General features: G+C 67.0%; 19 protein-coding genes. 8 read left to right on the top strand and 11 right to left on the bottom strand.

Features of this window, described 5'->3' with window-relative positions; genetic code table 11:
- The gene (cbpB, locus tag NNJEOMEG_RS11790; RefSeq protein ID WP_173084660.1) at positions 1-1,404 is read left to right on the top strand and encodes a peptide-modifying radical SAM enzyme CbpB; all 1,404 of its coding nucleotides are present in this window, start codon (positions 1-3) and stop codon (positions 1,402-1,404) included.
- A 169-nt stretch (positions 1,405-1,573) separates the two neighbouring features.
- On the opposite strand, the gene NNJEOMEG_RS11785 is transcribed toward cbpB, so the two are convergent.
- From NNJEOMEG_RS11785 to NNJEOMEG_RS11760, 6 genes are all read right to left on the bottom strand, one after another.
- Positions 1,574-2,980, bottom strand: a complete 1,407-nt coding sequence (locus NNJEOMEG_RS11785; RefSeq protein WP_173084658.1) for an esterase/lipase family protein — start codon at positions 2,978-2,980, stop codon at positions 1,574-1,576.
- Positions 2,981-3,292: 312 nt separating this feature from the next.
- Positions 3,293-4,546 carry a diaminopimelate decarboxylase gene (lysA, locus tag NNJEOMEG_RS11780; RefSeq protein WP_173084656.1) on the bottom strand — a complete coding sequence of 418 codons (1,254 nt, stop codon included), beginning with the start codon at positions 4,544-4,546 and terminating at the stop codon, positions 3,293-3,295.
- A gap of 11 nt (positions 4,547-4,557) precedes the next feature.
- On the bottom strand, positions 4,558-7,239 hold the full coding sequence (mutS, locus tag NNJEOMEG_RS11775) for a DNA mismatch repair protein MutS (protein WP_173084654.1): 2,682 nt from the start codon (positions 7,237-7,239) through the stop codon (positions 4,558-4,560).
- A 153-nt stretch (positions 7,240-7,392) separates the two neighbouring features.
- Positions 7,393-7,770 carry a LapA family protein gene (locus NNJEOMEG_RS11770; RefSeq protein ID WP_173084652.1) on the bottom strand — a complete coding sequence of 126 codons (378 nt, stop codon included), beginning with the start codon at positions 7,768-7,770 and terminating at the stop codon, positions 7,393-7,395.
- A 14-nt stretch (positions 7,771-7,784) separates the two neighbouring features.
- Positions 7,785-8,285, bottom strand: a complete 501-nt coding sequence (locus NNJEOMEG_RS11765) for an HIT family protein (RefSeq protein WP_173084650.1) — start codon at positions 8,283-8,285, stop codon at positions 7,785-7,787.
- Positions 8,285-8,740, bottom strand: coding sequence for a TIGR00725 family protein (locus NNJEOMEG_RS11760; RefSeq protein ID WP_173084648.1), 456 nt, complete (start codon positions 8,738-8,740; stop codon positions 8,285-8,287). Before NNJEOMEG_RS11760 ends, NNJEOMEG_RS11765 begins: the two co-directional genes overlap by 1 nt.
- A gap of 142 nt (positions 8,741-8,882) precedes the next feature.
- Between NNJEOMEG_RS11760 and uvrC the strand changes: the two genes are divergently transcribed.
- The 3 genes from uvrC (at position 8,883) to NNJEOMEG_RS11745 (ending at position 12,160) form a co-directional block, all read left to right on the top strand.
- Complete coding sequence (gene uvrC / locus NNJEOMEG_RS11755; protein ID WP_173084646.1) at positions 8,883-10,730, top strand: excinuclease ABC subunit UvrC; 1,848 nt, start codon at positions 8,883-8,885, stop codon at positions 10,728-10,730.
- A 259-nt stretch (positions 10,731-10,989) separates the two neighbouring features.
- Complete coding sequence (locus NNJEOMEG_RS11750) at positions 10,990-11,676, top strand: methyltransferase domain-containing protein (RefSeq protein ID WP_173084644.1); 687 nt, start codon at positions 10,990-10,992, stop codon at positions 11,674-11,676.
- A gap of 70 nt (positions 11,677-11,746) precedes the next feature.
- Complete coding sequence (locus NNJEOMEG_RS11745) at positions 11,747-12,160, top strand: type IV secretion protein Rhs (protein ID WP_173084642.1); 414 nt, start codon at positions 11,747-11,749, stop codon at positions 12,158-12,160.
- 227 nt (positions 12,161-12,387) lie between these two features.
- Here the strand turns inward: NNJEOMEG_RS11745 and NNJEOMEG_RS11740 are convergent, their stop codons facing one another.
- The gene (locus NNJEOMEG_RS11740; RefSeq protein WP_173084640.1) at positions 12,388-13,116 is read right to left on the bottom strand and encodes a metal-dependent hydrolase; all 729 of its coding nucleotides are present in this window, start codon (positions 13,114-13,116) and stop codon (positions 12,388-12,390) included.
- A 242-nt stretch (positions 13,117-13,358) separates the two neighbouring features.
- On the opposite strand from NNJEOMEG_RS11740, the gene clpS reads away from it, so the two are divergent.
- On the top strand, positions 13,359-13,673 hold the full coding sequence (gene clpS, locus NNJEOMEG_RS11735) for an ATP-dependent Clp protease adapter ClpS (protein WP_173084638.1): 315 nt from the start codon (positions 13,359-13,361) through the stop codon (positions 13,671-13,673).
- Positions 13,674-15,950: an ATP-dependent Clp protease ATP-binding subunit ClpA gene (gene clpA / locus NNJEOMEG_RS11730; protein WP_173084636.1), complete on the top strand. Its 2,277-nt coding sequence runs from the start codon at positions 13,674-13,676 to the stop codon at positions 15,948-15,950.
- A 119-nt stretch (positions 15,951-16,069) separates the two neighbouring features.
- Here the strand turns inward: clpA and NNJEOMEG_RS11725 are convergent, their stop codons facing one another.
- The 4 genes from NNJEOMEG_RS11725 to NNJEOMEG_RS11710 are packed head-to-tail and all read right to left on the bottom strand — an operon-like array spanning position 16,070 to position 17,845.
- Positions 16,070-16,372 (bottom strand): addiction module antidote protein, encoded by a 303-nt coding sequence (locus NNJEOMEG_RS11725; RefSeq protein ID WP_235956939.1) that lies wholly within the window; start codon positions 16,370-16,372, stop codon positions 16,070-16,072.
- Positions 16,373-16,392: 20 nt separating this feature from the next.
- The gene (locus tag NNJEOMEG_RS11720; RefSeq protein WP_173084633.1) at positions 16,393-16,719 is read right to left on the bottom strand and encodes a type II toxin-antitoxin system RelE/ParE family toxin; all 327 of its coding nucleotides are present in this window, start codon (positions 16,717-16,719) and stop codon (positions 16,393-16,395) included.
- Between the two features lie 56 nt (positions 16,720-16,775).
- Positions 16,776-17,357, bottom strand: a complete 582-nt coding sequence (locus NNJEOMEG_RS11715) for an LOG family protein (RefSeq protein ID WP_173084631.1) — start codon at positions 17,355-17,357, stop codon at positions 16,776-16,778.
- Positions 17,354-17,845 carry a hypothetical protein gene (locus NNJEOMEG_RS11710; RefSeq protein WP_173084629.1) on the bottom strand — a complete coding sequence of 164 codons (492 nt, stop codon included), beginning with the start codon at positions 17,843-17,845 and terminating at the stop codon, positions 17,354-17,356. Before NNJEOMEG_RS11710 ends, NNJEOMEG_RS11715 begins: the two co-directional genes overlap by 4 nt.
- Positions 17,846-17,917: 72 nt before the next feature.
- On the opposite strand from NNJEOMEG_RS11710, the gene uvrB reads away from it, so the two are divergent.
- Both uvrB and NNJEOMEG_RS11700 read left to right on the top strand, forming a co-directional pair.
- Complete coding sequence (gene uvrB / locus NNJEOMEG_RS11705) at positions 17,918-19,960, top strand: excinuclease ABC subunit UvrB (RefSeq protein ID WP_308464639.1); 2,043 nt, start codon at positions 17,918-17,920, stop codon at positions 19,958-19,960.
- On the top strand, positions 19,957-21,051 hold the full coding sequence (locus NNJEOMEG_RS11700; RefSeq protein WP_235956938.1) for a potassium channel family protein: 1,095 nt from the start codon (positions 19,957-19,959) through the stop codon (positions 21,049-21,051). Before uvrB ends, NNJEOMEG_RS11700 begins: the two co-directional genes overlap by 4 nt.
- Positions 21,052-21,068 lie beyond the last annotated feature (17 nt).

Genomic DNA, 21,068 nt, shown 5'->3' with positions numbered 1-21,068 from the left:
ATGCCTTCCACGAGCAATCAGGCGGCCCCGGAGAGGGGCCGCCACTTCAACACCGGCTCCGGCCCCGCGCTCCAACCCGTGGACATCGGCCACCGCGACTACATGGCCGTGGTGGACCCCGACACGGCCTTTTGGGCCCTGGTACGCACCGAGAAGCTGGGACAGACCCTCGCCAGCCGCAAGTTCATGAAGGCCTATGCCTCCCAGGCCGACCGCTTCGCCGAGGAGATGCGCCGCCTGCGCTTCGGGCTCACGCCCTCGGCGGTCTATTTCAACCCCACCGAGCGCTGCAACCTCAACTGCGCCTACTGCTACATCCCGGCAGCGATGCGTTCCGGCGGCGAGCACATGTCCCGAGAACGCCTTCTGGAAGCCCTGGACAGGCTCAAGGCCCACTTCGACGCCACGCTCCCGGAGGGCACGCGCCCCCAGGTGGTGTTCCACGGGGCGGAACCTTTGCTCAACCGGGAAGCCATGTTCGCGGGCATCGAGCGCCATCGGGATCATTTCCGCTTCGGCATCCAGACCAACGCCACGCTCCTGGACGAAGAGGCCATCGCCTTCCTCACCGGGCACGGCGTGGGCGTGGGCGTCTCCCTGGACGGGGCCAGCGCCGCCGTGGCCGACCGCGCCCGCGTCACCTGGGGCGGGGAGGGCGTTTCGCGCAAGGTGCTGTGGGCCATGGAGAAGCTTGCCGGGTATCCGGCCTTCAGCGTCATCTGCACGGTCACCGAAGGCAACGTTCGCACCCTGCCCAAGGTGGTGGAGTTCTTCCACAAGCACGGCGTGGGAACCTGCCTGCTGAACATGGTGCGCTGCACCCTGCTCGGCGCGCGCAAGATCAAGCCTGACGAGGATTTGGCGGCCCGCTGGTTCGTCAAGGCCCTGGAACGCTCCCACGAACTCTACAAAGAGACCGGGCGCAAGCTCGTGGTGGGCAACTTCGCCAACATCCTGCTGGCGATCCTGGCCCCCACGGCGCGCCGCCTGATGTGCGACATCTCGCCTTGCGGCGGCGGCCGCTGCTTCTTCGCCCTCGCCCCGGGCGGCGACGTGTTCCCCTGCAGCGAGTTCATCGGCCTGCCCGACTGGCGGGGCGGCAACCTCTTCGCCGACAGCCTGGGCGACATCCTGGAGAGCGCGCCCTTCAAGGCCGTGACCGGGCGCAAGGTGGAGGACATTGAGGAGTGCTCGCGCTGCGCCGTGCGGCACTTCTGCGGCTCGCCCTGCCCGGCCGAGGCCGCCGAGATGAACGGCGGCATGGACCGCAAGGGCGCTTTCTGCCGCTTCTACGAGGAACAGGCCCGCTACGCCTTCCGGCTGATCGCGGACGGGCGCGCGGACGACTTCCTCTGGGACGGCTGGGACGAGGGCGTGGAGACCACCTTCGAGTTCACCGCCTAGCTCCGCGTACTCCCCTGATCAAAAGAACCTGCCGCCGAACGGCGCTGGACAAGCCAGCGTCGCTCGGCGGCCGGATGCATTCTCCATCTCTCAGTCGTCGTTCCCTTTGGAACCTGTGAGGCTATTGCGGGTCTGGGGGGCATCCCCTAGCCGCCGGAACACCGTCTCCTTAAGGCGCTACTCTGAGTTTGAAAACATCGTCCTTGGGCGTGCGCGGGATCACGAGTTTGAGGAAGTGCGTCGTGTTGCGCCTCATGCGTAACTCTCCCAGATTGTCGCGGACGTCGACATGCTCGCTGTGCACCTTGATCCGACCCTGTCCCTGGTTCAGGTAGGCGACGTTGGGGCCGGGGGGAGCAGCGCTTACGGTGAGGGTGAGCACCTTGTTGGTCGGGTCTTTGATCTGGTCGTAGTAGAGTTCGAAGAGGTCGTTGCGGTCCACGTAGAGGCAACGCAAAGCCGGGTTGGTCTGGTTGGGGCTGACCTTCTCCAGCACCTCCGTGTGAAAGATGCCGGTGAGCCGGTCGTTCTTGTCTGCCCCACCGAACTCCAGGAAGAAATCTTCGATATCGTTGCCCTGGTCGTCCACGGCCCGGACCACCACCTGGAAGTACTGGTGGTAGAAGGCCCGGCTGTCCTTGTTCGAATTCTTGTCTCCCGCGAGGCGTCCGGTCCCCTCGGTGATGGCGTCCCACTGCTGGCCGATGGCCGAGTACTCGTTGAGATCGCCGCAGCGCAGGGCCTGGAGGATGAGTTCCCCCAACAGATTGGGGTCTCCGGCGTTAACGCCCTTCGTGTCGGGCCGGGTGATCGAGCCGTGGTCCCTGTCCAGCAGTACGGCCAGGGGCATGCGCAACTCAGGATTGCGCAAGGTCCAGGGCGTGACTTCGGGGTTTTCGGGGTCCGAGCTGAAGTCGATGGTCATGCCCCGGGCGTTGAGGTTGGCTGCGCAGACCCGCACGGTGCCGTCCGAGCCGTTCTCGTTGACGATCTTGCGCAGGAGATCGGAATAGGGGTGGCTGCCGACGACCACGAAGGGCCACACCCCCTCGTCGCCGTAGGGCGAGGGTGCGTCGGATTTCCCCGCCGGGACAAAGAGGTCCTGGCTCGCAAGCTTCCACTGGTAGGGGGAGGCCAACTCCAGGGCGTCCAGCATGGCCTTGCCCGTCTGGAACCAGTTGCCCCCTCCCTTGAGGATGCGTCCAAGCAGGCTCTTGCCCTTGACCGCAAGGGCGGAGCCGAAATTGGCCGGGGCGAGCATGACCAGACGCTTCAGGGGGCAGGGCAGGCCCAGACCCGCCAGGTCGGCGATCCACTGCCTGGCCACGAGGCCTCCGGTGGAGTGCACGATCATGTCGAAAGACGCGTCGATCGTTCCTTCATCCTGACGCTGGCGGATGACGTCGCGCATGCGGCGGCTCACGTCTTCCACGCGCACCTCGTCGTCCATGGAGATATAGTCTCCAAGGTGTACGGCGTGGGGAGTGAACCCGTGCTCATCCAGAAATTTTGCCAAGGCTTTGAAGGATTTGGAGCTGTCGCTCCAGCCGTGGAGAATGATGACTTGTCTGGCCATGGTGGCCCTCCCTGTCGATGAATGGGACATCGCATACCACACACGCCAAATGGCGAACAAGTTCAGACGCACGAGCAGTGCATTTCGATATATTGGAGACGTGCCGCCAATCCCTTTCGGACGGCACAGGGCGTGGATGACGAACGGATCGGCCACGGGGATTCCCTATGGCCCGGCACGGGGTGGCGCGAAGGCTCAGCGCGCCGCAGGCATACACGGTGCGCGCTATCCGATCGGAAAGCCGACAATAAAAAACCGGCGCACGGAAGGGCATCCCGTGCGCCGGTCAATCATTCAGGGACAGAGGGCTGCTCAGCCGTTCAGGGCGTCCTTCTCCAGGGCGATAAGGTCGTCGTAGGTTTCGCGGCGGCGCACCAGGGTGGCCTTGTCGCCGTCCACGAGCACCTCGGCGGCGCGGGTGCGGGAGTTGTAGTTGGAGGACATGGTGAAGCCGTAGGCCCCGGCCGAGAACACGGCCAGCAGTTCGCCCTGTTCCACGGCGGGTAGGTCGCGGTCCTTTGCGAGGAAGTCGCCGGATTCGCAGATGGGGCCCACCACGTCCACGTTGAGCACGGGGCGTCCCTTGGGCGTCACTTCCTTGATGGCGTGGAAGGAGCCGTAGAGCGAGGGGCGCACCAGGTCGTTCATGGCGGCGTCCACGATGACGAAATCCTTGGAGGGGGTCTTCTTGGTGTAGACCACCTCGGTGAGCAGGATGCCGGAGTTTCCGGCGATCACGCGGCCGGGCTCCAGGATGAGGGTCATGGGGTGGTCCTTGAGCACGCCCACCAGGGCCTTGCCGAACTCGGCCGGGTGGGGGGGCTCCTCCTCGTTGTAGGTGATGCCCAGGCCGCCGCCCAGATCGAGGTATTCGATGCGCAGGCCCATGCCCTTGAGGCGGTCGTAGAAGCGGATGATGCGGTCCAGGGCCTCCATGAAAGGCTCCAGGGTGGTGAGCTGCGAGCCGATGTGGCAGTCGATGCCCACGGGCTCGATGCCGGGCAGCGTCATGGCCCGGGAGTAGGCGGCCAGGGACTGTTCGATGTCCAGGCCGAACTTGTTCTTCTTCATGCCCGTGGAGATGTACGGGTGGGTCTTGGGGTCCACGTCGGGGTTGATGCGCAGGCTGATGCGCGCGGTCTTGCCCATGTCCGAGGCCACGGAGGAGAGGCGTTCCAGCTCGCCCATGGACTCCACGTTGAACATGAGGATGTTGGCTTCCAGGGCCTGGCGGATCTCGGCCTCGCGCTTGCCCACGCCCGAGTAGACGATGCGCGAGGCGGGGATGCCCGCCGTGAGCGCCCGGTGCAGCTCGCCGCCGGACACGATGTCCATGCCCGCGCCGCACTGGCCCAGGAGCTTGAGCAGGCCCAGGTTGGAGTTGGCCTTCACCGAGTAGCAGGTGATGTGGGGCAGGCCCGCGAAGGCCGAGTCGAAGGCCTCGAAGTGGCGGCGCAGGGTGGCCGCCGAATAGACGTAGAGCGGCGTGCCGAAGCGCCGGACCAGCTCGGCGGCCGGAACGCCCTCGGCGTGGAGCTGGCCGTCGACGTATTCGAAGAAATGCATGCGCTGTCTCCTTAGAAGGTCTTGGGGGTGTCCCCGCCCCACCGCCTGCGCCATTCGCCCAGGATGTTCAGGGCGTCCAGGGGAGTGAGGGAGTCCAGTTTGAGGTTCAGAAGCTCTTCCACCAGGGGATGCTCCGGCCTGGGGGCCTCCGCGCGGGGAGCGCCCAGGCCCGGCAGCACGCTCTGGCAGGCGGCCTGCTCGGGCTGGGGAGCGCGCGAGTCGCGCGCCTTCTTTTCCAGCCCGGCCAGAAGTTCCTTGGCCCGCGCCACCACCCTGGCGGGCACGCCCGCCAGCCGGGCCACCTCGATGCCGTAGCTGCGATCCGAGGGGCCGGGCACCAGGCGGCGCAGGAAGATGATGTCGCCTCGCCATTCCTTGACCGCAATGTTCACGTTTCGCAAGCCAGGAAGCTTGCCTTCCAGCTGCGTCAGCTCGTGATAGTGGGTGGCGAAGAGGGTGCGGATGCCGCCGGGCTCGCGGGAATCGGGCTTGCGGCCCCGGCCGCAGAGTTCCTCCACCACGGCCCAGGCCAGGGCCAGGCCGTCGAAGGTGGAGGTGCCCCGGCCGATCTCGTCCAGGATCACCAGGCTGCGGCGCGTGGCCTGGCGCAGGATGCGCGCGGTCTCCATCATCTCCACCATGAAGGTGGAATGGCCCTGGGCCAGGTTGTCCGAGGCCCCCACGCGGGAGAAGATGCGATCCGTGAGCCCGATGGAGGCCTTGGCCGCGGGCACGTAGGAGCCGATCTGGGCCATGATGGCCATGATGGCCGTCTGGCGCAGCACCGTGGACTTGCCCGCCATGTTGGGGCCGGTGATGAGCAGCAGCCGCGACTCCCCGGCCAGGGTCAGGTCCGAAGGGATGTAGTTGGCCGAGCCCTGCACGGCCTCCACCGCCGGGTGGCGTCCGGCCTGCACCACGATGTCCATGCCCTGGTGCAGGATGGGGCGGGTCCATTCGTTGGCGCGGGCGGCGTCCGCCAGGCCCTGCCAGCAGTCCAGCACGGCCAGGGCCTGGCCCATGCGCTTGAAGCGCGCCCCGGCGCGGCAGACCTCCTCGCGCAGCTCGTGGAAGAGGGCAAGTTCCAGGTCCTTGCGGCGGTCGCTGGCCGAGAGGAGCTTGTCCTCCAGGTCCTTGAGGTCCGGGGTGAGGTAGCGCTCGGCGTTGGCCAGGGTCTGGCGGCGCTCGAAGTGGGGCGGGGCCTGTCCGGCGGCGCGCGAGAGCTCGAAATAGTAGCCGAAGACGCGGTTGTAGCCGAGTTTGAGCTTGGGCAGCCCGTGTTCTGCCTGTTCGCGCTCCAGAAGCTCCTTGAGGCGGGCCTCGCCGTGCTCGGTGAGTTCCATCAGCTCGTCCAGGCGCGGGTCGTAGCCCTGGCGGAAGAGGCCTCCCTCGGTGATGGCCGGGGGCGGATTGTCGGCCAGGGCGCGTTCCAGGAGTTCGCGCACGTCGTCCAGAGGGTCCCAGGCGCCCAACTGGTCGCCCAGGGCCTTGGGGCGCTCCTGGAGGAAGCGCGCGTCCTCGGGACCATCCTCGGCGAAGGGGGCAAGCACGCGCGGCAGGGCGGCCAGGGTGTGGCGCAGGGCGAGGTAGTCCCTGGGCGCGGCGCGGCCCAGGAGGATGCGCGTGGTCAGGCGCTCCAGGTCGTAGACGTCGTCCAGGGCGCGGCGCAGGGCCTCGCGGGGGGCGTCCTCCTTGAAGAAGAAGCGCACGGCCTCCTGGTTGGCGGTGATGGTCTCCAAATCCACCCAGGGTTTGCGCAGGCGGTTTTCCAGGAGCCTGCCGCCCATGGGGGTGACGGTGCGGTCCAGCACGTTCCAAAGGGCACCAGGCCCTTTGCGGCCGTCGAGCCTGCGGAAAATTTCGAGATTGCGCTCGGTCACCTCGTCCAGGAGCATGTGCTTGGAGAGGTTCAGGGGGCGGAAGGAGGCGATGTGGGCTGGCGTCTGCTTCTGGGTGCGCTCCAGGTAGGCCAGGATGGCCCCCATGGCGCGCACGAGCTGGGGCTTGTCCGCCACGTCGAGCACTTCGAGCCCGCCCACGCGCAAGGTCTTGACGATGCGCTCCGTGGCCGTGGCCAGGTGGAAATGGGGCTTGAGCGGCAGGTTGGCGATCTGGATGCCCAGTTCCGGCAGATGCCTGGGCGGTGTTTTCATGTCGGGCAGGAGCAGCTCGCGGGGCTGGAGCTTTTCCACCCATTGCCAGAGCTGGGCCTCGTCGCGCGCGTGCAGGCCCTCCCATTCGCCGGTGGAGAATTCGAGCCAGGCCAGGCCGCCGGCGCGCTCGTCGGCGTCCCAGAAGAGGGCGGCCAGGAAGCTGCTCTCCTTGGCCTGGAGGCTTGCATCGTCCAGGACGGTGCCGGGCGTGAGCACCTTGGTGACCTCGCGCTTGACGAGCCCCTTGGCGAAGCGCGGGTCCTCCACCTGGTCGCACACGGCCACCTTGTAGCCCTTTTCCGTGAGCTGGCTGGCGTAGGCGTTGAAGGCGTGGTGGGGCACGCCGCACATGGGCACGGGGGAGTCGGAGTTCTTGTCGCGCGAGGTGAGCGCGATCTGGAGCTCCCGGGCGGCCACCTCGGCGTCCTCGAAGAAAAGCTCGTAGAAGTCTCCCATGCGGTACATGAGCAGACAGTCAGGGTACTCGCCCTTGAAGGACAGGTACTGTTCGAGCATGGGGGTGAGCCGGGGGGTGCTCATGGCGTGGTGCGTTTTACGATTTTGTGAATTGACAGGTTGAGGTCGCCCAAGTCTTCTATCCTTGGCAATTTCGTCGCGTCAACCCGGAAAAGGCACGAAAGCGGCCGGACGCAGGAAGCGCCCGGCCGCTTGAATCCGTGGGAGCCGGCGGCGTTAGGCCTTGCTCTCGGTCTTGGTCTCGGCTTCGGGGGCCGGGGTGACGACCGGGGCGGGAGCCGGGGAGGCGAGGCTCTGCTTGGCCTTGAGGGAGTCCAGCTCGGCCTGGAGGCTCTTGGCCTTGGACTGGGCGGAGCTGCACACCGATCCGACGCGGATGCGGTCGATCACGAAGAAGATGGTGCTGAACAGCGCGCCCAGCACGAAGAAGATGAGCACCACGAGGTAGAAGGGCAGCGGCTGCGCCTGCCAGTTCAGGGTGAACAGGCTGAACTTCAGCTCCAGGGCCGTGGCCAGCTGGGCCTGGTTCTGGATGAAGAACACCATGAAGAACAGGAAGAACACCACCAGCAGCACGAACTTGATGAAACGCATAGCCTCCTCCCTCGTCAGATGTTGCGAAATGGACCGGCGTTCGCGAAACGCGGCCTGATCCTGTCGTAGGTGTCGAGCAGAAGCTCGGGGATCACGTGGGTCTGGCCGAACACGGCCATGAAGGAATTGTCGCCGTTCCAGCGCGGCACGATCTGGAAGTGCAGGTGCGCCGCGATGCCCGCCCCGGCGGCCTCGCCCAGGTTGAGCCCGGCGTTGATGCCGTGGGGCCTGAAGGCCTCCTTGAGGATGGCCACCGTGGCCGTGAGGGCCGCCATGCACTCCGAGGACTCCTCGGCCGTGAGTTCCGTGGGACAGCTCACGTGGCGGTAGGGGCAGATCATGATGTGCCCCGAGTTGTAGGGAAACTTGTTCATGAGGGCGTAGCAGGTGGCGGCCCGGCCCAGGATGAGGCGCTCGCGGTCCTCCCCGGCGTGTTCCGGCACGCAGAAGACGCAGGAATCGGGCTTGGGGCCGAGGATGTAGTCCATCCGCCAGGGCGCCCAGAGCACATCCATCAGCGGCCCACCAGGGAGAGCACGATGTCCATGGCCTCGTCGGCGTCGCGCGCCGCGCGCACGCCGTCCACGCCGGACCAGCGCCCGATGGCCACCACGGGAATCCCGGATTTCATGGCCAGGCCGATCTCGGAGAGCGTGCCCGCGCCGCCCTCCACGGCCACCGCAGCCGCGCCGTTCTTCACCACCAGGAAGTTGCGCATGTGCCCCAGGCCCGTGACCACGGGAACGTCCACGAACTCGTTGGCCTGGGTGAAATCGAGCCCGGGCAGCAACCCGATGGTGAAGCCTCCGGCCTCCTTGGCCCCGCGACAGGCGGCGCGCTGCACGCCCATGCGCCCGCCGCAGAGCAGGTCGAACCCGTTCTGGGCGATGAGCGTGCCGAGGCGATGGGCCACGGCCTCGACATCCGGGCCGCATTCGCCCGCACCGATGACGGAAATACGCTTTTTCATTCTTGATTTCGTTTGAAAGAGTCCAATTCCCGTACACGGAAGATGGCCCGAGGGCAAGCGGCAGGAAGGATTCCGGCCAAGGCTCACGCGCGAAAATTCCGCGGGGCTTGAAGCCTGCCGCTCTTGCGGGCACAATCGCACCATGTTCGAGTTCGTCCCCAGGGATTTCCCGCAGGACCCGGGCGTCTATCTCATGAAGAACGCCCAGGGCAAGGTGCTCTACGTGGGCAAGGCCGTGAACCTGCGCTCGCGGCTTTCCTCCTATTTCCGCGCCGACGTGCCCCATCCCCGCACCCGGGCCATGGTGGCGCGCGTGGCCGGGGTGGACGTGCTCGTCACGGCCACGGAGAAGGAGGCCCTGCTCCTGGAGGCCAGCCTCATCAAGAAGCACCGTCCCCGCTACAACGTGGTGCTGCGCGACGACAAAAGCCACATCCTCTTCAAGCTCGACAAGACCCAGGAGTTCCCCAAGATCGCCTTCACCCGCCGCGTGGTGCGCGACGGCTCGGCCTATTTCGGCCCCTTCACCTCCGCCGGGGCCGCCCGCCGCACCTGGAAGGAGCTGGGCAAGCTCTTCCCCCTGCGCAAATGCCGCGACGCCAGCTTCAAAAACCGCGTGCGCCCCTGCCTCTACCACCACATCGGCCAATGCCTGGCCCCCTGCGCTGGCAACGTCTCGCCCCAGGAGTACGCCGCGCTCGTACGCAGGGTGGAGGCCTTCCTCTCGGGGCGCTCGGCCGAGGTGATCAAGCGCGTGGAGCGCGAAATGCTCGAAGCCTCCGAGGCCCTCCAGTTCGAGCGCGCCGCCGACCTGCGCGACCTGGCCGCCGCCATGCGCGCCACCGTCGAGGGCCAGGCCGCCGTCTTGCCCAACCACGCCGACCTGGACGCCGTGGACGTGTTCACCGCGCCTTCGGGCCTGGGCCTGTGCGTGCTCTTCGTGCGCCAGGGCAGGCTCCTGGACCGCGCCAGCTTCCACTGGACCGACGTGGACGAGGCCGCGCTCCCCGATATCCTGCCGAGCTTCCTGGCCCAGTTCTACCGCCCCGAGAGCTTCGTGCCGGGCCGGGTGCTCCTTTCGCGCCGCGCCCTGGAGGCCCTGGGCGCAGCGGGCCTGTCCCTGGCGGCCGAGGTGCTCACGGAGCGCCGGGAGGCGCGCTGTGTGCTGGACGGAGCGCGCAACGAGGCCGAGGAACGCCTGCTGGAGATCGCCTCGGCCAACGCATCGCGCGCCCTGAGCGAAGCCCGCGTGCAGGACGGGGAGGGCGAGGGCGTTCCCGCGCTCCTGGGCCGCAGGCTGGGACTCGGACGCGAGGCCCGGCGCATCGAGACCGTGGACGCCTCCCACCTGGGCGGCAAGGGCATGCGCGTGGGCATGGTGGTCTTCGAGGAGGGGCGCTTCGCCAAGGACGACTACAGGCTTTTCGCCTTTCCGGAGCTGGAGGGCACGGGGGACGACTACGCCGCGCTCTCCTCCTGGGTGGCCCGGCGCATCGGGCTGGGCGAGCCCTGGCCGGACCTCGTGCTGGTGGACGGCGGCAGGGGGCAGCTGGCGGCCGTGGAGCGGGCCATGGCCCAGGCCGGTCTGCCGCGCCTGTGGGAGCTGGCCTCCATCGCCAAGTCCGGCCGCGCCAAGAACGCCCAGGAGGACCAGATCTTCCGGCCCGGGCGCAAGAACCCCGTGGGTCTGCGCCCCGGATCGAGGGAACTGCTCTTCCTGCAAAAGCTGCGCGACGAGGCCCACCGCTACGTCATCGGGCGCCAGCGCCAGGCCCGCAAAAAGGCGGGACTGCACAGCGAGGTGCTGGGCCTGCCGGGCGTCGGCCCCAAAACGGCGAAACTCCTCTGGGACCGCTTCGGCGATCTGGAGCGCCTCCTGGCCGCCACCGAACAGGACCTCATGGGCCTGGACGGCTTCGGCCCGGCCAAGGCCCAGAGCGTGGGCGAGGCCCTGGCGGCGCTGCGAAAGGCCCGCTCCCGCCCCGCCTGAACTCCCGCCTCCCCGGGGCACGGAGCCGTTCCATCGGATGGCGCTTGCGCGCCTTGTCGGATGCCTCCCTGATCGGAAGCGCGAGAGCCGTTGACGGGCGAAACAACCGCCCGGTTCCAAGCGGCGCTTCGCGCGGGGCTGCCGACATGGAGGAAATGCCTGCGTTGTCGGCGGTATGGCGCCTCACATGTGCTCTGCGTTTGCATTTCCCGGAAAAAGTCTGTATCGGCGCTGGGTCACGCCACGCCAAGGAGTCCCCATGCCCCGCTTTGAGCGGTTGCGCCAGCTCGTGTCCGGCATCGGCCGGGAACACGTCTACCGCACCATCTACGACGAGCACTACACGCCCCTCATCCAGGGGGTCGAGGATCTGGACTTCCAGGGGCTCGAAGCCTTCCGCAAGGTGGATTTCCAGGGCAAGCACGTGGTGGATCTCGGATGCAACTTCGGGTTCTTCGCCTTCGAGGCCGCCCGCAGGGGGGCGGCGAGCGTGCTGGCCGTGGATCGTGAGGCGAATGTGCTCCAGGGCGCATGCCTTCTGCGCGACGCCTTCGGCCAAAACACTGTGAACTTTCTCGCCTGCGACATCGAAAGCCCCGGCAACTGCCTGCAAGGCCGCACCTTCGACATGGCCATGCTCGTGGAGTTCATGGGCAAGACCTTCGTGCGCGCAGGGTTGGTGGAGCGGACGCTCGCCTTCTACGAGCGTCTCTCCGACAAGGAGCTGGTGCTCTCGGTGCAGAAGTCCTACTACGTCCGCAAGGAGCTGGGCTCCGACATGGAGACCATGCGCCGCTTCTACCCCGAGGCCTACCTGCATGGCGGCGCGATGCACCTTCTCGAATACGTCCGGGACTTCTTCAAGGACCGCTGGAACATCCAGATGCTCTCGGACCTCGCCCCCGGCTACGAAAAGCCCCGCAAATTCATGCGATTGTATCGCTGATCCAGGCCGATCCTTCCTCTTTCTCCCGCCCTGTGGCATGAGGGAACATCCGCGATCTCCGGAGGTTCCCATGAAGGCCCTCATTCCCCTCTTCCTTTTTCTGCTTTTCCTCGGCGCGTCCGCCGTCCGGGCGCAGACCACCGAACGCCGCTACGACGCCCAGGGGCGCTACCAGGGCCAGGTCCGGCGCGACCAGCAGGGCGGCTCCCGCGCCTACGACAGCCACGGCTCCTACCGGGGCCGCACCGAGACCAACGCCTCCGGGGAAACGCGCAGCTACGACGCCCACGGCGGCTACCAGGGGCGGCAATCCCCGGACGGACGCCTCTACGACAGCCACGGCAGCTACAAGGGCAGGGTGGAGACGGACACCTCGGGCAACCAGCGCCTCTACGACAGCCACGGCAGCTACCAGGGGCGCATCGACAAGGACGGACGCCGCTACGACGCCCAGGGGCGCTACCAGGGGCGCAACGCGCCTTAGGCCGTTGGAGACGCTTCGGCGCGCGCCGGACCGTCAACAGCCTAGCGTCGCGCGGCGGCGGGCGGCGTATAACGCCCCGGCGTCAGGCCGGATCGCCGGGGGGCGCTTCGTGACGAGGGACGGAGCGAACGGGGAGAACCTCGCGGCGGTGCAGTGGCGCTCCGCCGGGACCGGCTCGCGGTCCCGGCGAACGTTTCGCGGATCTGGTCGCGGAGTCTTGGTGCGGATCAGTCGCAGCCGCAGTCCTCGTTGAAGGGGTTCTTCTGGAGGGTGATGGTCTGCCCGGGCTGGCAGCGCACCATCATGGTCTCCACGCCCAGGTCCTCAAGGGCCAGTCCGAAGGCCCGGGTGTTCTTCTCGAGCACCGGGAAGGTCCCCCAGTGCATGGGCAGCACCTGATGGCAGCGCAGCAGCTTGCAGGCCACGGCCGCCTGGCGTGCGTCCATGGTGAACACGCCGCCCACGGGCAGCAGGGCCATGTCGATGTGGAAGAGCTTCCCGTAGAGCTCCATGGTGGCGAAAATGGCCGTGTCGCCAGCGTGGTAGAGCGTGAAGCCGTCGGCCAGGGTGAGGATGTAGCCCACCGGCAGGCCGGACTCGCTGGAGTGCACGGCCTGCACCATGGTGGCCTTCACGCCGCCCAGGGCGATGGAGCCCCCGATGTTGATGCCGATGCCGTTCACCACCTGCTCGCGCGGCAGCCCTTGGTCCACCAGTTTGGAGCACGTCTCCACGATGGCCAGGAGCTTGGCCCCGGTGGCCTGGCAAATGGCCACGGCCTGGCCCACGTGGTCGCCGTGGTCGTGGGTCACCAGCACGTGGTCGGCCTGGGCCACGTCCTTGGAGGCCAGCGCCGCGTTGGGGTTGCCGTCGTAGAAGGGGTCGATGAGGATGGTCTGGCCCCCGGTCTTCAGGGTGAAGTTGGAATGGCCGTTCCAGGTAAGTTCGTGCTGCATGGCTCTTCTCCGCGATCCCGTTGCTTGCGGCGCGCCCAGGGCCCCCCGTCGGGAAACCGCGCCTGTGTCAGCCATTGATACATCTCCCGGGGCTTGCGCGTCCAGTGGGCTTTTGCACGCCTTGCCTGGAGGGACCTTTTTCAGTACAGGCGCAAGTGCGGGCTCGTGCTGTCCACGTCTCGACAAGCCTGCATCAGGTCTTATCTCACTCAGCGCCAAGGGCGCGCCCCCGGAGCGCAGACATGACAGACTCACTGAACCAGGAAGAAACCCTCTCGGGAACCGGCGTCGAAGACGAGATCCGGGAACCCCGCAAATACAAGGTGCTCCTGCACAACGACGACTACACCACCATGGAGTTCGTCGTGCGGGTGCTGGTGAGCGTCTTTCACAAGTCCGAGGCCGAGGCCACCCGGATCATGCTTGCCGTGCACCAGAACGGCAAGGGCGTGTGCGGCGTGTTCACGGCCGAGGTGGCCGAAACGAAAGTAGTCATGGTGCGCCAGTTGGCCAAGGAGGGGGGCTTCCCCCTCAAGTGCACCATGGAAGAGGAATAAATGCTGGGCAAGAGACTCGAACGCGTCCTCACCAATGCGGTGAAGGAAGTCAAACGGCGCAACCACGAGTACCTGACGCTCGAACACCTCCTGCACGCCATCGTCCAGGAGGAGAGCGGCAAGAACATCCTCGTGAGCTGCGGGGCCAACGTGGTGCGCCTGCGCCACCAGCTGGAGCGCTTTTTCGCCGAACACATGGAAACGCTGCCCCAGGCCCAGGCCCCGGAAGTGGTCCAGACCCTGGGCGTGCAGCGCGTGCTCCAGCGCGCCATCATGCAGATCCAGTCCGCCGGGCGCGACAAGGTGGAGGTGGGCGACGTGCTGGCCGCCCTCTTCGAGGAGGACGACTCCTACGCCGTCTACTTCCTCAAGGCTCAGGGCGTCACGCGCCTGGACATCCTGGAGTGCATCTCCCACGGCCAGGGAGCGGAAGAGGGCCGCGAAGCCGCGGGCGACGCCCGCCAGGGCGAGCCGACCAAGCAGTCCGCCCTGGAGCAGTACACCGTGGACCTGGTGGCCAAGGCCCGCGACAACGCCATCGATCCCCTCATCGGGCGCTCCGAGGAGCTCACGCGTACCATCCAGGTGCTGGCCCGGCGGCGCAAGAACAACCCCCTCTACGTGGGCGACCCCGGCGTGGGCAAGACGGCCCTGGCCGAGGGCTTGGCCCTGCGCATCGTCCAGGGCGAGGTGCCCGAGAGCTTCCGCCAGACCGAGGTCTTCGCCCTGGACATGGGCGCGCTCCTGGCCGGAACCAAGTACCGGGGCGACTTCGAGGCCCGCATGAAGGCCGTGCTGAACGAGCTCAAGGCCAAGCCCGGGGCCATCCTCTTCGTGGACGAGATCCACACCATCGTGGGCGCGGGGGCCACCAGCGGCGGCACCATGGACGCCTCCAACATCCTCAAGCCCGTGCTGGCCTCCGGGCAGCTGCGCTGCATCGGCTCCACCACCTACGAGGAATACCGCAACCACTTCGAGAAGGACCGCGCCCTCTCCCGGCGCTTCCAGAAGATCGACGTGCGCGAACCCACCCAGGACGAGGCCGTGGAAATTCTCAAGGGCCTCAAGGGCCACTATGAGGCGCACCACGGCGTGCAGTACACTGCGGCGGCCCTGCGCAGCGCCGTGGAGCTCTCGGCGCGCCACGTCACCGACCGCTACCTGCCCGACAAGGCCATCGACGTGATCGACGAGGCCGGGGCGGTGTTCCGCCTTTCCCCCAAACCGGGCAAGAACGCCATCGGCGTGCACGAGATCGAGAAGGTGGTCTCGGGCATGGCCCGCGTGCCCGTGCAGCGCGTCTCGGCCTCGGACCGGGGCCGCCTGGCCGCCGTGGAGGAGGAGCTCAAGCGTCTGGTCTTCGGCCAGGACGAAGCCATCGACGTGCTCGCCAAGGCCATCAAGCGCTCCCGGGCCGGTCTCTCCCCTGCGGGCAAGCCCACGGGCAACTTCCTGCTCACCGGTCCCACGGGCGTGGGCAAGACCGAGCTGGCCAAGCAACTGGCCGAGGTGCTGGGCATCCACTTCATGCGCTTCGACATGAGCGAATACATGGAGAAGCACGCCGTGGCCCGGCTCATCGGCGCGCCCCCGGGCTATGTGGGCTTCGACCAGGGCGGGCTGCTCACCGACGGCATCCGCAAGCACCCGCACTGCGTGCTCCTGCTCGACGAGATCGAGAAGGCCCACCCGGACATGTTCAACATCCTGCTCCAGGTGATGGACTACGCCACGCTCACCGACAACAACGGGCGCAAGGCCGACTTCAGCCACGTGATCCTGCTCATGACCTCCAACGCCGGTGCCCGCGAGATGGCCGCCAAGACCATCGGCTTCGGCACCCAGGTGGACGACGCCTCCTGGCACGGCCAGAAGGCCCTGGAAAAACTCTTTTCGCCGGAGTTCCGCAACCGCCTGGATGCGGTGCTCTCCTTCAATCCGCTCTCGAGCGCGGTGATGGAGCGCATCGTGCGCAAGTACCTGGCGGAGTTGAACGCCCAGCTCAAGGAGCGCAAGGCCTCGGCGGAACTGAGCGAGGCGGCCGTGGCCTGGCTGGCCAAACGCGGCTTCGACCCGGCCTTCGGCGCCAGGCCCCTGGCCCGGCTGGTGCAGGAAAAGCTCAAGGACCCCCTGGCCGACGAGATGCTCTTCGGCGCGCTCCAGAAGGGCGGCACGGCCAAGGTGGACGTGGGCGAAAAGAACGACGCGGACGGCAAGGCGGATTCGGAGCTGAGCTTCGAGTACGCACCCGCCAAGGGCAAGGAAAAGGCCTAGCGAAGTCGAACGGATCGTCGCGGACCAAGATAACGAACGGCCCGGGAATCGAGAGATTCCCGGGCCGGTTTTGTTGGATTGGGGGGAGGGGGCTGGCGGGGCCTTCAGCCCTGCGGAAATCAGCAACCCGCCTGGGCGTCGCTCTGGATGCGCTCCACGCTCAGGCGCAGGCCCAAGGCCCGCAGGATGGACGTAAGCGTCTTCAGGGTGGGATTGCCGCCAGGAGAGAGCGCCCGGTAGAGATTTTCCCTGCGCAGTCCGGCCTTTCCGGCCACCTCCGCCGCGCCATAGGCCTGCACCAGACGGCGAAGCCCCAGCCGGAGCGCAACCTCGTCCTCTTCCTCCAGAGTGGCCTTCAGGTATTCGAACGCCAGTTCCGGGTCTTCCCGCAGTTCCCGGACCACGGCGTCATGATGGCTCACACTGGCCCTGCATGCAGATTTCACCGCGTACGCTCCCTGTAGTCGTCCAAATAGCTGATGGCCCTGTCTATGTCGGCCTGCTGCGTCCTTTTGTCCCCGGCGCAGAGCAACAGGACGATCTCCTTCCCCACCAGGCCGTAATAGACTCTGTACCCTGGCCCGAAATCCACCACCAATTCATGCACTCCGTTCCGGCATGGTTTGGCAGCGCCGAAATTGCCCGCTTCAAGGCGCTCGATCCGCTTCAGGATCGCGGCCTTGGCCCGGAAGTCGCGCAAGGCTTTGAACCACAGGCTGAAAGGCTCCTTGCCATCTTCAAAGGCGTATCGGCGGGCGGTGTACGTCATGGGAGAATGTATCTTTTACGATACAGCGTCAAGAGGGCTCTCTCCGCCGGAACGGATCACGACTTCTCCAGCCCGTACCACTTGCCGAGCACGGCGGGGCGGTGCGCCTCCATGAGGTCCAGCAGTTCCCCGGGGTCGTCGGAGAAGAGCAGGTTGTTGCGGTGAGGGCTTTTGAGGAAGCCTTCGTCCACCATGTGGTTCAGAAATCCCGTGAGCTTGTCGTAGTAGCCGAGGATGTTCAGGAAACCCACCGGTTTGGCGTGCAGGGCCAGCTGTCCCCAGGTGGCCACCTCGAAGATCTCCTCCAGCGTTCCGAGCCCCCCCGGCATGGCCACGAAGCCGTCGGAGAGTTCGGCCATGAGCGCCTTGCGCTCGTGCATGGACTCCACCTCGTGCATCTCCGTAAGCCCCTCGAAGGCCAGCTCCTTGGCCTTGAGGAACCCCGGCAGCACGCCGATCACGCGGCCTCCGGCCTCGGCCGCGGCCCGGGCCAGCACGCCCATGAGCCCGTTTTTGGCCCCGCCGTACACCAGCCCCACGCCCCGGGCCGCCAGGAGACGTCCCATCTCCCCGGCGGCCTCGGCGTAGCCCGGCTTCGTCCCGGGGTTGGAGCCCAGGAACACGCAGAGGTTCTTCATGACCCTTCCTCCACCTCCACGATGGGCGCGTGCTGGCTCAGGTCGAAGAAGCCGCGCACGGGGAAGGGCAGGGCGTAGTTGGGGATGCGGTCGAAGAGCACGAAGCCCATGTCCTTGCCTTCCTCCAGGTCGCAGAGGGCGGGGATGCCCAGGGGCACGGGGAAGTCGATGGGGCAGGCGCGGATGGCGGCCAGCTTGCCCGCGTAGCGCTCCTCGAAGTAGGCGGCCACCATGTCGCGCTCGTCGGGGGTGAAGGATTCCATCACGAGCTTGCGGCCCGAGCCCATGTCGGCGTCCATGTCCGGGTGCATGGGGTCGCCCAGGATGTCGTTCCAGTCGAAGGAGTCTTCTTCCAGGCAGTCCCATTCGGGCCGGAAGAGGTGGACTTCCACGTCCTTGCGCCCCTTGAAGCTTTTGATCACGATGGACATGGACCAGGCGCGGTCCACGGGGAGCTTTTCGCTGGCCGGGACGAACTCTCTGAGCATGGTGGCTTCTCCGCTTGTTTTATGGCCCTGGAGGCCGTAGAATCGCCGTGTTGGTTGCCGAGGGGGAAAGATTTGAAAAAACTGGGCAAAAGTCAATCAGCATTCCGGCTCTCCAGCCCGTTCTCGCCGCAGGGCGACCAGCCCCAGGCCATCGCCGGGCTGGTGGAAAACCTGAACGAGGGCGTGCGCGATCAGGTGCTCCTGGGCGCCACGGGCACGGGCAAGACCTTCACCATGGCCCAGGTGGTGGCCGCCACGGGCCGCCCGGCCCTGGTGATCGCGCCCAACAAGACCCTGGCCGCGCAGCTCTTCAACGAATTCCGGGGACTCTTCCCGGAGAACGCCGTGGAGTACTTCGTCAGTTACTACGACTACTACCAGCCCGAAGCCTATCTGCCCCGCACGGACACCTACATCGAAAAGGACTCCTCCATCAACGAGGATATCGACAAGCTCCGGCACGCGGCCACCCACGCGCTGCTCACCCGGCGCGACGTGCTCATCGTGGCCTCGGTGAGCTGCATCTACGGCCTGGGGTCGCCCGAATACTACGCCAAGATGGTGCTCCCCCTGGAGGAGGGCCAGCGCATCGCCATGGAGGAGGTCATCTCCCGGCTGGTGGAGGTGCAGTACGAGCGCAACGACATGGACTTCCACCGCGGCGTCTTCCGCGTGCGCGGCGACGTGCTGGAGATCATCCCCGCCTATTCCCGCGAGCGCGCCCTGCGCCTGGAATTTTTCGGGGACGAACTGGAAGCCATGCTGGAGACCGACCCACTCACCGGAGAGGTGCTCTCGCGGCTGAAGAAGACCGTCATCTTCCCCAACTCCCACTATGTTTCGGACCGCGACAACCTCACGCGCGCCATGCACGACATCCGCGAGGAACTGCGCGAACGCCTGATGCAGTACCAGCGGGAAAACCGGCTCGTGGAGGCCCAGCGCCTGGAGCAGCGCACACTCTACGACCTGGAGATGATCGAGGAAGTGGGCTACTGCAACGGCATCGAGAACTATTCCAGGCACCTGGACGGCCGAAAGGCGGGCGACCCCCCGGCCACCCTCCTGGACTACTTCCCCGACGACTTCATCCTCTTCGTGGACGAATCGCACATCACCGTGCCCCAGATCGGGGGCATGTACAACGGCGACCTCTCGCGCAAATCCACCCTGGTGGATTACGGCTTCCGCCTGCCCTCGGCCCTGGACAACAGGCCCCTGAACTTCCAGGAGTTCCAGACGCGCATCGGCCAGGCGGTGTACGTCTCGGCCACGCCCGGCCCCTGGGAGATGGAGCGCGCCCAGGGCCTGGTGGTGGAGCAGATCATCCGCCCCACCGGGCTCCTGGACCCCGTGGCCGAGGTGCGCCCCGTGAAGGGCCAGGTGGACGACCTGCTCTCGGAATGCAAGAAGCGCGTGGCCCTGGGCGATCGTGTGCTGGTGACCACGCTCACCAAGCGCATGGCCGAAGAGCTCACGGACTACTTGAACAATTTCGGAGTGGCCACCCGCTACCTGCACTCGGACATCGACACCCTGGAGCGCGTGGCCATCATCCAGGCCCTGCGCGCCGGGGAGTTCTCGGTGCTGGTGGGCATCAACCTGCTGCGCGAGGGCCTGGACATCCCCGAGGTCTCGCTGGTGGCCGTGCTGGACGCCGACAAGGAGGGCTTCCTGCGCTCCACGCGCTCGCTCATCCAGACCTTCGGGCGCGCCGCGCGCAACGTCTCGGGCCGGGTGATCCTCTACGCCGACCAGGTGACGCGCTCCATGAGGGACGCGCTCGACGAGACGGCCCGCCGCCGCGCCCGCCAGGAGGAGCACAACGCCCGACACGGCATCGTGCCCCGCACCATCCACAAAGAGATGGACAACGTGCTGGAGGGCATCTACGCCCAGTCCAAGCCGGTCAAGGAGCCCAAGGGCCGTTCCGTGAGCTTCGTGGACGGGCTTATGGAACAGGCCCAGGACGCCCAGACCGTGGAAAAGCTCCTCAAACGCCTGGAGAAGGACATGCGCGCCGCCGCAAAGGACCTGGCCTTCGAGCGCGCCGCCGAACTGCGCGACGCCATCACCGCCCTGCGCGCCCGGCAGGATGGCGGGGACGCCCCGTGAAAGCCCCGCGCAAGATCGAACCCGGCGTGCGCGGCATGCGCCGGGGCAGGGTGCTGCGCCGCGTGAACCGCTTCACGCTCATGCGGCGCAGGCTGGGCGTGCTCTGGCCCGTTATCGCGGGCCTCACGGCCGTGGCCTTCATCTTCGTGGGCGGCACGCTGGCCTACATGTTCGTGGAGGAGTGGGACCTCTTCGACAGCGTGTACATGGTGATCATCTCGCTCACCACCGTGGGCTACGGCGAGGTGCACCCCCTCACCCGGGCGGGCAGGGCGGTCACGGCCGTGCTGCTGCTCTCGGGCGTGGGCACCTTCTTCTACCTGGCGGGAGCCATCGTGCAGCTCATGATCGAGGGGCACATCCAAAACATCTTCGGGAGGCGCTGGATGCGGCACGCCATCGAGAACATGCGGGGGCACACCATCGTCTGCGGCTACGGCCGCATCGGGTCCGTGGTGGCCCGCGAGATCGCGGCCGAGGGCCAGGACGTGGTGGTGGTGGAGCGCTCCCACGCCCTGGTGGAGGAGCTGGAAGGCAAGGACATCCCCTTCGTGGCCGGAGACGCCACCAAGGACGACATCCTCCTGGCCGCCGGGCTCAAACACGCCAAGGCCCTGGTCTCGGCGCTCTCCGAGGAGGCGGCCAACGTCTACGTGACGCTCACGGCCCGCCAGCTCAACCCCGAGATCGTCATCGTGGCCCGCTCCGACTCGCCCGACCACTCCCAGCGCCTCCAGCGCGCCGGGGCCAACCAGGTGCTCTTCCCGCACCTCTACGGCGGCGTGCGCATGGCCCACTCGGTGCTGCGCCCCTCGGTGCTGGGCTTCATGGACCTGGCCATGCGCGGCGACAACGAGGACCTCCAGATGGAACAGCTCACCATCTCCCAGGGATCGAGCCTCGCGGGCAAGGACCTCATCGCCTCCCAGTTGCGCCAGCGCTGGAACGTCATCGTCATCGGCATCCAGAAGCCCGACGGCAAGCTGCTCTTCAACCCACAGCCCCAGTCCGTGCTCCAGGCCGGAGACACCCTCATCCTGGTGGGAGGCAAGAAGCTCCTGGCCGACCTCCAGCGCGAGGCCGCCAGCTAGGCCGCGACCCGGCCGGG

The organism is Fundidesulfovibrio magnetotacticus (assembly GCF_013019105.1).
GTDB lineage: Bacteria > Desulfobacterota > Desulfovibrionia > Desulfovibrionales > Desulfovibrionaceae > Fundidesulfovibrio > Fundidesulfovibrio magnetotacticus.
This window is presented reverse-complemented; position numbering and strand designations above follow the sequence as displayed.